Source organism: Verrucomicrobia bacterium CG1_02_43_26, from assembly GCA_001872735.1.
GTDB lineage: Bacteria > Verrucomicrobiota > Verrucomicrobiia > Opitutales > CG1-02-43-26 > CG1-02-43-26.
On the sequence record MNWT01000007.1, the window covers coordinates 1 to 14,519 of the forward strand.

10 protein-coding genes, 1 tRNA gene and 2 pseudogenes are annotated in these 14,519 nt (G+C 44.1%); 8 read left to right on the forward strand and 5 right to left on the reverse strand.

Annotated features, from left to right (window positions below; translation table 11 throughout):
* Nucleotides 1–237: pseudogene (locus AUJ82_03395) on the forward strand (hypothetical protein).
* Between the two features lie 28 nt (nt 238–265).
* Here AUJ82_03395 and AUJ82_03400 read toward each other — a convergent pair.
* Nucleotides 266–911, reverse strand: a pseudogene (locus AUJ82_03400) (IS1595 family transposase).
* A 358-nt stretch (nt 912–1,269) separates the two neighbouring features.
* Between AUJ82_03400 and AUJ82_03405 the strand changes: the two are divergent.
* The 4 genes from AUJ82_03405 to AUJ82_03420 all read left to right on the forward strand — a co-directional run bounded on the left by AUJ82_03405 (nt 1,270) and on the right by AUJ82_03420 (nt 6,623).
* The gene (locus tag AUJ82_03405; GenBank protein OIO60173.1) at nt 1,270–2,424 is read left to right on the forward strand and encodes a hypothetical protein; all 1,155 of its coding nucleotides are present in this window, start codon (nt 1,270–1,272) and stop codon (nt 2,422–2,424) included.
* Nucleotides 2,409–3,413, forward strand: a complete 1,005-nt coding sequence (locus tag AUJ82_03410; protein ID OIO60174.1) for a hypothetical protein — start codon at nt 2,409–2,411, stop codon at nt 3,411–3,413. The genes AUJ82_03405 and AUJ82_03410 overlap by 16 nt, the downstream gene beginning before the upstream one ends.
* Complete coding sequence (locus AUJ82_03415; GenBank protein OIO60175.1) at nt 3,410–3,973, forward strand: hypothetical protein; 564 nt, start codon at nt 3,410–3,412, stop codon at nt 3,971–3,973. Before AUJ82_03410 ends, AUJ82_03415 begins: the two co-directional genes overlap by 4 nt.
* Before the next feature lie 130 nt (nt 3,974–4,103).
* On the forward strand, nt 4,104–6,623 hold the full coding sequence (locus tag AUJ82_03420; protein OIO60176.1) for a hypothetical protein: 2,520 nt from the start codon (nt 4,104–4,106) through the stop codon (nt 6,621–6,623).
* Nucleotides 6,624–6,798: 175 nt separating this feature from the next.
* On the opposite strand, the gene AUJ82_03425 is transcribed toward AUJ82_03420, so the two are convergent.
* Nucleotides 6,799–8,562: an arginine--tRNA ligase gene (locus tag AUJ82_03425; protein OIO60177.1), complete on the reverse strand. Its 1,764-nt coding sequence runs from the start codon at nt 8,560–8,562 to the stop codon at nt 6,799–6,801.
* 153 nt (nt 8,563–8,715) lie between these two features.
* On the opposite strand from AUJ82_03425, the gene AUJ82_03430 reads away from it, so the two are divergent.
* On the forward strand, nt 8,716–10,053 hold the full coding sequence (locus AUJ82_03430) for a pyrimidine-nucleoside phosphorylase (protein OIO60178.1): 1,338 nt from the start codon (nt 8,716–8,718) through the stop codon (nt 10,051–10,053).
* An 86-nt stretch (nt 10,054–10,139) separates the two neighbouring features.
* Here the strand turns inward: AUJ82_03430 and AUJ82_03435 are convergent, their stop codons facing one another.
* The 3 genes from AUJ82_03435 to AUJ82_03445 form a co-directional block, all read right to left on the reverse strand.
* Nucleotides 10,140–10,697, reverse strand: a complete 558-nt coding sequence (locus tag AUJ82_03435; GenBank protein OIO60179.1) for an elongation factor P — start codon at nt 10,695–10,697, stop codon at nt 10,140–10,142.
* A gap of 72 nt (nt 10,698–10,769) precedes the next feature.
* A complete protein-coding gene (locus AUJ82_03440; GenBank protein OIO60180.1) occupies nt 10,770–11,960 on the reverse strand; it encodes a phosphoribosylformylglycinamidine cyclo-ligase in 1,191 nt (396 codons plus the stop codon).
* A 20-nt stretch (nt 11,961–11,980) separates the two neighbouring features.
* Nucleotides 11,981–13,147, reverse strand: a complete 1,167-nt coding sequence (locus AUJ82_03445; GenBank protein OIO60181.1) for a secretion system protein — start codon at nt 13,145–13,147, stop codon at nt 11,981–11,983.
* A 92-nt stretch (nt 13,148–13,239) separates the two neighbouring features.
* Here AUJ82_03445 and AUJ82_03450 point away from each other — a divergent pair.
* Together AUJ82_03450 and AUJ82_03455 are read left to right on the forward strand one after the other, a co-directional pair.
* Nucleotides 13,240–13,313: transfer RNA gene (locus AUJ82_03450), tRNA-Gly, on the forward strand.
* Between the two features lie 89 nt (nt 13,314–13,402).
* The gene (locus AUJ82_03455; GenBank protein ID OIO60225.1) at nt 13,403–14,509 is read left to right on the forward strand and encodes a hypothetical protein; all 1,107 of its coding nucleotides are present in this window, start codon (nt 13,403–13,405) and stop codon (nt 14,507–14,509) included.
* The last annotated feature ends 10 nt before the right edge of the window (nt 14,510–14,519 follow it).

The following is a 14,519-nucleotide window of genomic DNA, read 5'->3' on the forward strand; positions in this document are numbered from 1 at the left end:
CATATAGCAGCATGGAGAGGCCACTTGCCAGCGACGCTAAAAGCGTTAATTGACAGCGATTTCTCCCTAGAAGACATCACGAAACTCCTATCCATCGCAAATAAGGACGGCGAAACGCCCTTATTCGGCCATGAAGACAATGAAGATTTAATCAAAACCTTAGAGGAGGTAGGGCTTAAGAAAGACGATCTCAAGCCATTATATCTGAGATGGAAAGGGATTGAAAAGTCGAATTGAAACATTTGTTGAAAAAAAATTTTTTGGGTCAGGACAACTTAAGGGGATGATTTCTGGTGATTTTCAATAGTAAAGGATAGGGATCTTGATGTCGATAATTAAACCTGAATTCGGATTCTTTTAGATGGAGATAGAAGGTTCTTTCAGGCAAACCTTTGAACTTAGCCAAGCGAGTTTTGGCAAAAGCCCAAAAGCTTTCAATGCCGTTAATGTGTGATACTTGAGAAGCAAACTCATTGCGTGAATGATTGACCCTAATAACCTTTCCATCCATCTGAATGTATAACGCTTTCAATATCCACTTTCCCTCGAATAACCGCTTGTAAAGTCGCTTTCAAGCAATCATCTATAACTTCAGTATATACTTTCCCCTGCCTTTTAAGCAAACCAAACACAGGTAACTTTCCAGACGCTCCTCTGCCTCTTAATCCCTTTATTCTTCGCCCGCCAAAGTAACTTTCGTCCACTTCTATTTCTCCTTTAAAAGGAGATTCCATCTCACAAAACTCAGCGATTCGTTCTCTGATTGCCAATACAATTTTATTGATTGTGTTGCGGCTTAATCGAGTTAATTTTGCTATCTTCGTTGCCTCAATATCCAGGGCAAAATACCTCACGATTTCACGGAATTTTCCCTCCGAAATTCGCCCACGAACTATGTATTTGTTTCTCATTGATCAGTAATGACTTAATTGATTTATCCAATCAATTAAGTTGTCCTGACCCTTGAAGTTTTATTACTATAATCACTACAGCCCCCATGTCTAAATAAGGTGTTACCACTAAAAGACCCTATGTTCATAGAATAATATAGCATGGTTTGTAAAAAAACCAAGAATCGGTTAGATTTAAGTGGATTATTTTTAGTATTAACAAGTGAAGGAGGCGGAAAATGGGGGGGGGGATGAGCTTGGTCAAGTGGCTGTCGTTGCGAGCTAGTTATGGTTTTTGACATTTTGCCCATTAAGAGCGGAATATACATCGTGTTGAATAAGTTTGCGCAGTATTTGAGAAGCCGTTTTTATAAAAGAGATGACGCAAGTTAGAAAAGTTAAAAACAAGACAGGCGTATTGTTGTACGGTGATTCTGAAAGGGATGCAGATTTGTTGTATTTGGGAAAACTTTTTGTGCCGGATTCATTTTTGGCGTGCCAAGTGGAAGGTAAGCGACGCGTGTGCTTTTTGAATCAATTGGAATATGCTCGAGGCGTTAAAGAATCTGATTTTGACGTGGTGTATTCTTTGGAAGATTCATTGAAAGAGACGAGCAGGTTATTTCGGAAGCAAAAAGTTGGGCTAGTGGATCTTGTGAAGTATTTGGCGCACGTGGAAGGGATAAAAGAGTTTGTTGTGCCAGAGCGCTTCCCGGCCGGATTGTATGCGGACTTAAGACGAGCTCGGGTGGCTGTAAGCATTGTCGATGGGGCGATTTTTCCGAAAAGAGCCGTGAAAAACGAGGCGGAGGCAGCCCTGATAAGAGAAGGGAATAAAGCCAGTGAGGCGGGTTTTGCGGTTGTTGAAGAGATTTTGCGCGCCTCTAAAGTAAAAGGCAGAACCGTTTACTACAAAGGGAAAGCACTGACTGCTGAGTATTTAAAATATAGAATAGAAGTGGCTTGCCTGGAACGAGGAGCAGTATCTAGCCATACGATTGTGGCCTGTGGTGATCAAGGCTGTGATCCGCATTGCAGGGGGAGTGGACCAATTTACGCGAACGAGCTGATCGTTGTGGATATATTTCCACGCGTGACCCATACGGGGTATTATGGGGATATGACGAGAACCTTTTTAAAAGGAAAAGCAAATGACGGGCAGAAGAAATTAGTACACACCGTTTTAGAAGCTCAGAAATCCGCCATTGCCCTTCTAAAAGCCGGTGTTAGCGGGAAAAAAGTACATGAGGCCGTTGTGCAGTATTTTGAAAAAGCAGGGTATAAGACCGGGGTTATAGACGGTGTACCACAAGGATTTATACACAGTACAGGGCATGGGCTTGGGCTAGATGTGCATGAGGAGCCACGCTTAGGAAAGACAGGTGGGAAGTTAAAAGCGGGGAATGTCGTGACTGTGGAGCCCGGATTGTATTACCCCGGGTTAGGCGCTTGCCGGATTGAAGACGTTGTATGGGTTAAGAAAGCAGGTATTGAATTGTTATCCGACTTCCATTACAATTGGAGCATTATTTAATGAAAGATTTATTAGCCAAGATAGAAGGTGTGAGCGCCTTAGTGGTAGGGGACCCGATGCTGGATCATTATATATGGGGGGATTCTGAGCGTATTTCCCCGGAAGCGCCGGTGCCTGTGATTGACGTGAGCATGGATACCTATGTGGCTGGTGGAGCGGCGAATGTGGCGCTTAATGTTGCGGCACTCAGTAAAAAAACACAGATGGCCGGATATATTGGGCGAGACGATGCCGGGCTTCGGCTAAGAAGTATTTTGCAAGAGTTTGATGTACGTTATCATCATTGTTATGAAGAAGATCGCCAAGCCTCTACTATCTTAAAGACCCGTGTAGTGGTGCGCAACCAGCAACTATGCCGATTGGATCGGGAGAGCTCGCCGGCGGAGTATATTATTAATGAAGCGGGGTATGAGAAGTATGTTTTACCCTGTTTGGATAATGTTGATGTTGTGATACTGTCTGACTACGCCAAGGGAGTGATCTCTGAGGTGTTTGTGAAAAGACTTATTAAAGACGCGAAAAGTAAAGGCGTATTTGTAGCAATGGACCCTAAGCCGAAGAGACAGATTGATTTTAGTGGTGTGAGCTTGTTAACCCCTAATCGGGCGGAATCGCTGCAATTGGCGGACATTCATTTGAGTAGACATGAATCCTACCCGTATGAGCAAGTATGTAAAAAAATATGGGAGAAATACCACCCCGAGAACCTGATTGTGACCCTGGGGGCAGAAGGGATGATGACGAGCCGTGAAGGGAAAGTGATTGATGTCATTCCTACGAAAGTGCGCGAAGTGTTTGATGTTTCCGGTGCGGGTGATACGGTGATTGCGACACTAGCCTTAGCCTTGGCAGCGGAAGCGGTTCTTGAAGACGCGGCTAATTTGGCAAACGTTGCCGCGGGCGTTGTCGTAGGTAAACTAGGAACCGCGATTGTGAAGCCACAAGAGATTTTAGCCTATAGTAGTAACAGTAAAGATATAATTGCATGAGTAAGGCACTTTTTTTAGACAGAGACGGTGTATTGATTTTAGATAAACACTATTTGAGTGACCCCAAGGATGTAGAAGTCGTGCCTGGTGTTGCTGAGGCGCTACGGGAAGCGAAAGCGTTGGGCTACAAGCTGTTTCTGTTTACTAACCAAAGCGGGATTAGCAGGGGGTATTACACATGGGAGCAAGTGCATGCTTGTAATAGCAGGATGTTGGAATTGATGGCATTGGAAGAAAGTATTTTTACAGAATTGTGTATAGCGCCTGAGGCACCCGGAGACCAGATTGTTTACAGAAAACCATCGCCTAAATTTATTTTGGAGATGATGGAAGCTCACGGGCTAGAACGCAGTGATTGTTGGATGGTGGGTGACAAGATCAGTGATATTGAAGCCGGGCTGCTTGGCGGAATTAATGCCGCGTGGGTTTCTACCGGAAAGCCCGAGTGTGACCGGATAAAAGCGAAATCGGAACAAGAAACGATTAAATGCTTTGCGGACTTAAGAGAATTTGTGTCGTGGTTGGCGAGTGTATCCGCGGCTAGGGGCGAGGTGGTTTAATCAATTCAGTTTCTGACTATTCTTTGAACTTTTCGTGACCCGTTTTAACTGATATTTGGGGTTTTACGGTATCGTTGGTTTTAATTGACTGTTGTGTGTTTTTTATATACAATCTCGTCTTTAAATTATTATGGATAATATACAGCCAAAATCGAATAATAAAGATAATTATAAATACCAAGAAGGTGAGTCTAGTGGAGTGAATGAGGGAAGCGGAAACCAAGTGGTTTCTCAGGATACATCTTCATCCCCTAAAAGGCGCTTATTTTCGGAATGTGATGGAGAAGAGAAACCATTGGAGCAACGAAAAATTACAAGTGTACAACGTCAACAAAAAACAAAAGAAGAGCTTTATCAAGAAGGTCTTAGTAATATAATAGCCGGAAGAAAAGAAGAAGGGTATAAACAGTTGATAGAAAGCGCTGAAAACTTGAACCACCGTGCCCTCGAATTATTGCATAAGGAATCGCTTGTTTCAAATGGGGGTGTGACTCAGGAAAAAGTGAAATCTGTTGTTGAACAAGTAGAAACGAACAGTTCTGATGGTGCCGATGAGCTCTTTTTTATTGGATTTTGCTATCTGAACGGTTATGGAGTAAATCAAGATTATGAGCAGGGAGTGATATGTTTAGGTAAAGCCGCTGAGCTTAAACAGGCTGGTGCGCTTTACGAATTAGGAATGCTCTATTTAGAAGGTAGGTATAACGTTGTAGAAGGTGGGTATGACGTAGAACAAAATATTGAGAAGGGGTTTGGGTATTTATGTCAAGCCGGTGTGCTTAAACAGGCTGATGCGATTTACGAATTAGGAATTATCTCCCTAGAAGGCAAATATGGCGTAAAAAAGGACATTAATGCGGGGCTTGGGTGTTTAGGGAGAGCCGCTGAGCTTAAACACGAGGATGCGCCTTACGAATTGGGAATGATCTATCTAAAAGGCAGATATGGCGTAAAAGAGAACATTATTACGGGGATTAAGTACTTAAGGCAAGCCGCTGAGCTTAAACACGAGGATGGGCTTTACGAATTGGGAATGATCTATCTAGAAGGCAAATATGGCGTAGATAAGAATAGTGATGAAGGGATCAAGTACCTAAGGCAAGCCGCTGCGTATGAAAATGAGGATGTGCTTTACGAATTGGGAATGATCTATCTAGAAGGCAAATATGGCGTAGATAAGAATAGTGATGAAGGGATCAAGTACCTAAGGCAAGCCGCTGAGTTTGAGTATGAGGATGCAGCTCAAGCATTGATACAGTACCTAGAGCAAGCGGGTGAGAAGAAAGATGCTAAAGCATTTTACGAATTGGGAATGATCTATTTAGCAGGCAAATATGGAATAGTTCAAGATACTGACGATGGGGTCTATTATATAAAACAAGCTGCTGCGCTTGAAGGCGAGAATGAGGATGCTATGTTAATCAAGTATCTAGAGCAAGCCGGTGAGCTTGAAAATGGATATGCGCTTTACGAATTGGGAATGATCTATCTAGAAGGCAAATATGGTGTAAGGCAACATATTGAAAAGGGGATTAAGTACCTAGAGCAAGCTGGTGAGCTTGAAAATGAGCATGCGCTTTACGAATTGGGAATGATCTCTCTAGAAGGCAAATATGGCGTAGAAAAAAATATTTCTACAGGAGTGGAGTACTTGGTGAATAGCTTTAATAGCGGTGGTGTTGTAACAATAGAGGATGATGAAATTGCGTGCTATTTCCTTGGGAAGAGCCTGCTAGAAGGTGCGAAGGGCAATCAGGAAGAAATAGATTTGGGTGTTAGATTCCTTGAAATAGCTGTTAAGCTCGGTGAGCTGAGGGCACAGTTTCTTTTGGGGATTTATTACCTGGAAGGGGTGCATGGTATAGAACAAGATATACCTGAAGGATTGGAGTGCTTGGGAAATGCTATTGATGGCAATAACGCACAGGTACTTAAGGAATTCAATATCAAGTACGTGTTAGGTGATTCTAGTATAGGAGAAGAGGAAGAGATTGAAAAAAGTTTGTTATCTCTGGAAGAAAAAGCTAACAAGCAGAAAGATCTATTTGCGCTCAGTTTCCTCGGGATACTTTATTTGACAGAACAATATGGTGAAGGGAAAAAACCGGAAGGCTTGAAATATTTATATGAATTGATAGGTGTTATTGGGAAAGAAGCCTTTTCATCTCTAATGGATGGTATGCCGGATTATTGGTCTGTTATATGTAGGACCATTGATGATCTAGAAAATCTAAAAGAAGGAGAAGTCTATCTCACGTATGAAGGTTGGTTAAGTCAGTTCGGTTATACAACTGAAGGTTTAGACAAAATAGAAGAAGAAATCTCAGATGAGAAAATACGGCAAGTTGCGAATTTTACAGTTGGAATGACAGGCTTTTCCAGCGATCAGATGCAGGATTCAAAACTACTGTACTCATACTTGCTCTTGGAACGATACAATGAGCTTAAGGAGAAAAAGATTAACCAGAAAGAATTACATTCTATTCTTGAGGACCTTTACCCTTCTATGGATGATGAGGATTTTGATTATGAGAAAGAGTTAGAGGAATTGAAAAAGCAGCAGGAGCTAATGATCAAAGAAAAGAGGGAAGAGGCGAAGTTGAAATTACAGGCAGAAAAAAAGGAGAGCGGTCGTAGTAGTGAAAATTAATGCCGTGGACTAGATTTTCTGAATGAGGCGGAATTATTTCAATTCGTTGAAGAATGTTATTCTGAGCTTTGATTGGCTGTGTTTGGTTATGGCCGATCAAAGCTTTTTTTAGAAAAGTATCTGGAGGAGCTGGATACTCCTAAGTGTGTGCGGCCTGAATCTTGAAAACTTCTACTTACATCTTCTTTAGTGTTTCGAGACCCAGGAGGTGAAGGCCTGTTTCGAGAACACTTAACGTGCGAGCGCAGAGAAGGAGGCGACGGGATTTGACGGTATTGTCTTCTACGATAACTTTATCTGCGTTGTAGAAAGAAGAGAAGCAGCCTGCGAGCTCAAACAAATAGGTGCAAATAAAGTGAGGACGAAAGTCTGCGATGGCCTGTTGTAGCGCAATGGGGAAGTTGAGCAGTTTTCTGGCCAGCTCGATCTCCTTTTCTGTTTCGAAAGGAGAAGCGGCATCTTCGAAATCACCTGGAGTGAGATCAAGTTTGCGGAAAATGGAATAAATACGCGCGATGGCGTAGAGCAAGTAAGGGGCAGTATTACCATCAAAAGATAGCAGTTTTTCCCAACTAAAGACGTAATCGTGCGTGCGGTTTTGGGAGAGATCTGCATAGCGAAGAGCGCCGATGCCGACAACTTTAGCTACCTTATGTCTTTCGTCTTCTGAGAGATCCGGGTTTTTTTCCGTTACGACTGCGAAAGCGCGATCGATGGCTTCCTTGACGAGTTCCTTGAGTTTTATGGATTTACCCGCGCGCGTTTTGATGGCCTTACCGTCTTCACCCAATATACTCCCAAACCACGTGTGGTGGTACTTGGGAAGGTTTGTGTAGCCCATGGCGTTGAACCATTTTTCTGCGGTGAGGTATAGGTATTTAAAATGATCCTGTTGGCGACCATCTGTGACGTAGACCATTTCGTCTGCGTGCAGCTCGTTTGCGTGGTGGAGAATGGTGGCGAGGTCTGTTGAAGCGTAGTTAGACGCACCATCTGTTTTACGGACGATGAACGGGTAGTCATCCTGATCCTCTCTGGGGTGGAAGACTACGAGAGCGCCCTCACTTTCGACCGCGACACCGGTTTCCTCTAATTCCTTGTAAATACGGTCAACATCGTTACGGTAGCAAGATTCGCCCATCACGATATCGAATTTCACGTTAAACGCGTTGTAAATCTCTTCGAAAGCCTTATAGGAAACATCATTAATTTTCTGCCAGATGGCGAGGTAATGCTCATCGCCCTTTTGCAGCTTAACCAGAGCCTGGTGGGCTTCAGCTTTTGCTGAAGGATCTTCGTTGAAAAGAGCGGTGCCCCTTTGGTAGATACCCTCAAGGTCTTCAAGGACATCGGCGTGAGGGGAATTTAAATCATAGTTAAAACGATGTATGGCCATGATGAGGATGCCGAATTGGGTACCCCAGTCGCCGATATGGTTATCTCCGATGACCCTGGCGCCACAGAAAGAGAGGAGACGCTTAAGGGCTTCCCCGATGACCATAGAGCGCAAGTGGCCGACATGCATTTGCTTGGCGGTGTTTGGGGAAGAGTAATCTATGGTGATGGTTTTGCCCTTATGGAAAGAACCCGCGGCGTGTTTGAAATCCGCCTCTGTTTTGTATTTCCTTAACCAAGTAAACAAGGCGAGAGGGGAGAGCTTAAAGTTGATAAAACCCGGGCCAGCGATATCGAATTGTACGACGTTATCCGGAAAAGTATTATGAGCCTTAAAGGCGTTGACTAATTCTGTGGCGAGCTCTCGAGGATTTTTCTTTACTGATTTTGCGAAAGGAAGGACTCCATTGGCTTGGAAATCGCCGAAACGAGGATCAGCCGGCTTGACATCCGGAGAGAACGAACTATCAAACGAATCGAGCTGGGAAGCAACAAATTTAATTTTATTTTCTAAATCTTCGGCAATATTAAAGTCTACAGGCATAGATTTATAAGAGAATGTGAATAAAGGGATTAGGGTCAATATTTAAATGTGTTAAAATGAACTCAATCACAGATTAACAATTTAAGCTGGACTAATAAGGCATTATAAGCTTTAATACTGAGAGTTCCTAAATTTCACCGTTTAAAAATTCTTATGAAGAAAAAGACCTCGTCCTCCAGTTCAGCAGAAAAACCCAGTTTTGTTGAATTGATAGAAAAGAAGCGCGATGGTGGGGAGTTCACGAGCGAAGAGATTCGTTTCATAGTGGATTCGATACTTGATGAAGAGATGCCTGACTTTCAATTGTCAGCACTTGTGATGGCCATCTATTTTCAAGGCATGTCTGCCCAAGAGACGGCAGTATTGGCTGAAGAAGTGATGCTATCCGGAGAAGTGATTGATCTATCCAAGCTGACCAACCCGAAAGTAGATAAGTACTCTACTGGAGGAGTGGGCGACAAGACCTCATTGGTTTTGGGGCCATTAGCAGCGGCCTGTGGCGTTGTGATGCCAACGATGAATTCTGTAGACGAAGAATTCTGTATCAGTAACCTATGCAAACTTTCCGCGATTCCCGGATTTAAGTCTGAAATTCCGTTAAAGAAATTGATGGAACAATTAAGAGATGTGGGTTGTGCGATATTGGCGCAAGACGAAGGCCTGGTACCGGTTGATAACAAACTTTACCAAATGCGGAAGCTGACCGGTACGGTAGCGAGCTTACCCCTTATCACTGCGAGTGTATTGAGCAAGAAACTTGCTGAAGGAGCTGAAGGACTGGTTGTTGACGTGAAGTGGGGCAACGGTTCCTTTATAAAAGATTTAGAACAAGCGAAACAATTGGCACGTTCGATCACGCGAGTAGGTCGCTCTATGAAACGCCGTTGTGTGGCATTAGTAACCGACATGAACCAGCCCTTGGGCACATGTGTGGGTACGGCGCTTGAGATACAAGAAGCAATACAACTGCTAAAAGGCGAAGGTCCGGAAGATTTACAAGAACTGGTGCTTAAACTAGGTATGGAGATCGTTCGTTTGGCAGGTGTAGCGGGATCAACACTATCCTCGAAGCAAATTGTTGAGAACGCGCTTAAAGAAGGCCTAGCGTTTGAGAAATTTAAAGATATGATTAAAGCCCAAGGCGGCGATATTACTTATATCGATAATCCGGATAAGTTCCCGGTAGCGAAGCATGTTAAGAAATTGCCTGCTCCTAAGCGTGGGTATGTTCACACGATTGATGCAAGCAAGATTGCTGAGGGTGTGAAGATATTGGCGATGGGTGAAAAAGGCGAGAAGCTGGATGTTTCCGCAGGTGTTTCTGAGATACAGAAAGTGGGTACCCAGGTGAAACAAGGCCAGCCGTTGATGATGATTCATTATAATGATCAGAAACGTTTGGACCAGGCATTGGATTACTTCAAGTCTGCGTTTCGTTTGGCGCCTAAGCGCCCAGCTACACCAGAGTTGGTGGTTGAGCGTGTTGCTTAACAGGTAACTGATATTTAAGTTTAAATAAAAAAGCGTCCCAAATAAATTTGGGACGCTTTTTTTTATTTAAAAACAAAAAGAATTTATTAAGCGCGGCCTAAGTAAGAACGATCCGTTGTACTGACGCGGATAGCCTCGCCCTGTTTGATAAAAAGAGGAACCTGAATGACCATGCCGGTTTCGGTCGTGATGGGCTTTTGGACATTAGACGCACTATCGCCACGAACGGCATCGGGAGCTTCGGCAACAGACATGGTGACGGCTGCGGGAAGTTGTAGTTGGACGGCTTTATCGTCTACAAAAAGGATATCGTAATTATTATTGGGAACGAGGAACATTTTTTGGTCTTCGATGATATCCTCTGGAAGGATGTTATCTTCAAAAGACTCTGGGTCCATGAAGTGGTAGCCCTCGGAGTCGATGTAAGAAAAGTCGAGGCTCTTGGATTCGGTGTGACAGAAGTCAACGGAATCGGTTGAGCGAAATTTTGTGGTTGTGGAAGAACCGGTATTCAAGTTACGCAAAGTAGACTGGACGAAGCCGGCTTGGCGACCCTGGGTACGGTGCATTGAATCGAGGACGAGGTGCGGTGTGCCCTGATACATAATTACTTTACCCTTACGGATGTCATTTGGTGATGCCATAGTTTTAAAAAGTTACGTTATTAAAAAGTGCCCTGATTAAAGGATAATAAATTGTATGTGAAAATTTTAAATTTATAAAGAAAATTCAATCGATTGTTGATCATGAACGATTGTGAGATGATTTTCCCGTGAATTCCTTTGACTAGCTTCCGTGTGACCGATGACGGCAGCATCGATATTGAATTCTTTAATAATGTTTAGCAGACAGTCTGCGTGGTTGGGCTCGCAATAAATTTCCATACGGTGCCCCATGTTAAAAACCCGGAACATTTCCTTAGGAGACGTTTGAGTAGCCGCTTGGATTGCTTTAAAAATGGGAGGCACGGGAAGGAGGTTATCCTTTACGAAATGGGTGTCTTGGCCGAAACGAAGGCATTTGGATTGGCCGCCACCGGAACAGTGGATGAGGCCGATGAGCTTTTCTCGATGCTCTCCTAAAAGTTTTGCCAAGACAGGGGCGTAGGTGCGCGTGGGGCTAAGAAGCGCTTGGCCAATTGTAAGGGAAGATTCCGGCAATGGATCCTCTAGTTTATAGGGACCCGAGTAGACGAGATTGTTGGGGATATGGGGATCAAATGTTTCGGGATATTTGCCTTTATAGTAAGAAGATAGAAGATCGTGACGGGCGCTGGTGAGGCCATTGCAGCCGATACCACTGTTCTCCAGGGTCTCATAAGAAGCTGTCCCGTAAGAGGCGAGACCGATGATACTGAGATCAGGCCTGATGTTGCGGTTATTGATGACATGCTTACGATCCAGTAAGGCAACGGCGCAAGAGTCTACAGACAACGTTGAGGTGATGTCACCCACGTCAGCCGTTTCTCCGCCCCCACTATGGATGTGAATACCCAGAGATTGGAGGTGTTTAATAAAAGATTCGGTTCCCAGAATCAGCGCATTAATCACCTCTATAGGTACATTTTTTGCGTTACGATTGATCGTGTTAGACAACAAAATGTTATCATAAACGCCGACACACAAGAGATCATCGATGTTCATGACGATGCTATCCTGAGCAATGCCCTGGAAGACGGACGCATCGCTCGTTTCCCTGTAATACAAGTAAGCGATGAGTGATTTTGTGCCACTACCATCGGCGTGAATGACGGCACATTTAGTGTTATCACCCGTTAAGAAATCCTCATTTATTTTACAAAACGATCCCGGGAAAAGGCCAGGAGAGAGGTTTGCGACAACCCTGTGGAGATCTGCCTTAGTGGGCGAAACGCCACGAGAGAGATAACGCTGTTCGATCTTATCCATGCCTAATAGTATTAGGCGGTTTAGTTTCTTCCCGCAACAGAAGAAAGTTGGAAGATAGGGAGGAACATGGCCATAACAATGCCACCGACAACGATACCCAGGAAAACGATCAAGATAGGTTCCAGAAGGGAAGTTAGCGCGGCAACGGTGTTATTGATTTCGACATCGTAGAAGTCCGCGATTTTATGCATCATGCCATCAATGTTACCCGTTTGCTCGCCGGCACGCATCATGTGTTTGATCATGGTAGGGAAGTAGGCATTTGTGGCAATGACATCTGATATTTGCCCGCCCTGGCTAACCTGCCTTGCGATATCGTTCGAAGCATCCAAAATAAACGTATTATCGCTTGCGGTGCCACAAATTTCCAGACAACGCAAGATAGGGACACCACTTCGCGTGAGGACGGCAAACGTACGGCAGAAACGCGAGAGATTAATTTTTTGGGAAAGCTGGCCTACGATAGGAATAACGAGAACAAGCCGATCCTTGAGAATCTTGCCGTTAGGGGTTTTTAATAAGCGGCTTAAAATACTCCATATGATGATAATTCCCGCGATTATATAGACAATATTACTTTTAAGGAAATTACTGGTACTGATGAGCAGCTGAGTTGGGAGAGGAAGTTCGGCACCGAAGTCCTTAAACATATCCGCGAAAACCGGAATAACGAAAATGAGCAGTACGTTGACGAGAATGATGGCCAGACTGATAACGGCAATGGGGTAGGCCATGGCGCTTTTGACCTTTTTAGTAAGTTTGACAGATTCCTCAAAATAACCCGATACCTTTTCCATGATCTCGGCAAGCGCGCCAGAAGCTTCGCCGGCTTCAACCATGCTAGAAAAGAGATTAGGGAAAGCGTTTGGGTATTTTTTTACCGCGTCTGAGAAAGAAGTACCCCCAGTGATATCCAGGCGGACATTACGGATAATGATTTGGAAGACCGGGTTTGAGGTTTGTTCCTGAAGAGCATCCAATGCCGAAATAAGAGGCAAGCCAGCCTGCAGCATGGAGCCTAATTGTTGCGTAAATTGGGCGAGGTCCTGCAGCTTGATTTTCTTTTTCTTAGCCTGCTTTTCGTACGCTCTTAATTTGGCGAGACGCTGACCCTCCCAAAAGCCTGTTTTGGGGGAATTGCTGCTGTTGCTGTATGAGGAGCTACCAGTTGGGGTCAACATGGACATATAACTTATTTTTAGCAGATTGCAGGAGTTTTTTCAAGAGAAAAGGCTTGACCTTGGGCGCGAGAAAGATTGTACTTTCATATTAAAATCATGCGGGCATAGTTTAGCGGTAAAACCTTAGCCTTCCAAGCTAGTGTCGTCGGTTCGATTCCGTCTGCCCGCACCATTTAAAGGGTGAAAGTTTTTTTAAACTAGCCCAGTAAAGTGGAGTTGTCTTGCCAAGCGAAGCGCTTGTTGCTTTTTTGTAGGGAGGCGATGCGATTATTAGACCGATATATATTTGTTGAGTGGGTGAAAGTCTTTGGGATTTCATTAACAGCTACCCTGGGGATATTGTTGCTTGAAGATATATATTCGAGCTTACCTGAGTTGATGCGATATGAGGTAGGTTTATTGGGGGTGTTGCGCTATTACGCGCTCCTAATACCCGGGTTTTTGCCCTTAGTGGTGCCGGTTTCCCTCCTCGTTTCCCTGTTATTTTTACTCGGCAATTTGCACCGCAATCAAGAGATCGTGGCGATGCGCGCGATGGGAATGAGCATCCTTCAGATATCCCGTTCTCTGTGGTTTGTTGGGATAGTGCTAACAGGAGTATTATTTTATTTAAACGCGCAGCTAGTGCCCTGGAGCGTGGAACGTTCGCAAGGATATAAGAAGAATTTACGCTTTGTAAAAGAAGCGCAGGAGCGAGAAGACGTAGGGATCATTGAAAACCTAGCCTTTGATAACCCGCAAAACGGCCATTTATGGGTGATAAATCGATTTAGTGAATATACCTACCAAGGCTACGGCGTGAATGTTTATGTACGAGACGCCTATGGTTTGGAGCAAAAAAGAATCATGGCAAGGGAAGCTTATTTTGATGAACAAGATAAGCAATGGCACTTTATAGACGGACGAGAGCTACTATTTGCACAAGGAACAGAAGAGCCGATAAGGTCTATTCTATTTGATAAAAAAGTATTTGAAGATTTGAAAGAAAGCCCGGAAGTGATGGTGAACCTAAGCCGCTTGCCCGAAGACCTTTCTATTTTAGAAATAGGCGCGTTGCTCGATAAAGTGCCACCGGAGCATAATCCGCAGATGAGCCGTTATGCCGTTCGGTATTATAATATTATGGCAAGCCCCTTTGTTTGCCTGGTGGTTGTGGGAATCGCAGTGCCCTTGGCAGTAGGATCCGTGAGGACGAACCCGCTAGTGAGCGTCTCCAAAGCAGCGTTGTTGTTTTTTCTGTATTATATAATAGAGAGCATAAGCGATGTGCTAGGGGCGCAAGGATTGATTGTGCCCGTGCTTGCGGCGTGGTTACCTAATCTGATTATGTTAGGGTTAGCGATTTGGTATTATAGGAAGCTCGTGTAGGCTTGCTGTA

What these genes read in the sequence shown, in the direction of transcription:
- AUJ82_03405 (OIO60173.1), top strand. Translation starts at nt 1,270, where the DNA reads ATGACGCAAGTTAGAAAAGTTAAAAACAAGACAGGCGTATTGTTGTAC.
- AUJ82_03415 (OIO60175.1), top strand. Translation starts at nt 3,410, where the DNA reads ATGAGTAAGGCACTTTTTTTAGACAGAGACGGTGTATTGATTTTAGAT.
- AUJ82_03420 (OIO60176.1), top strand. Translation starts at nt 4,104, where the DNA reads ATGGATAATATACAGCCAAAATCGAATAATAAAGATAATTATAAATAC.
- AUJ82_03425 (OIO60177.1), bottom strand. Translation starts at nt 8,562, where the DNA reads ATGCCTGTAGACTTTAATATTGCCGAAGATTTAGAAAATAAAATTAAA.
- AUJ82_03430 (OIO60178.1), top strand. Translation starts at nt 8,716, where the DNA reads ATGAAGAAAAAGACCTCGTCCTCCAGTTCAGCAGAAAAACCCAGTTTT.
- AUJ82_03435 (OIO60179.1), bottom strand. Translation starts at nt 10,697, where the DNA reads ATGGCATCACCAAATGACATCCGTAAGGGTAAAGTAATTATGTATCAG.
- AUJ82_03440 (OIO60180.1), bottom strand. Translation starts at nt 11,960, where the DNA reads ATGGATAAGATCGAACAGCGTTATCTCTCTCGTGGCGTTTCGCCCACT.
- AUJ82_03445 (OIO60181.1), bottom strand. Translation starts at nt 13,147, where the DNA reads ATGTCCATGTTGACCCCAACTGGTAGCTCCTCATACAGCAACAGCAGC.
- AUJ82_03455 (OIO60225.1), top strand. Translation starts at nt 13,403, where the DNA reads ATGCGATTATTAGACCGATATATATTTGTTGAGTGGGTGAAAGTCTTT.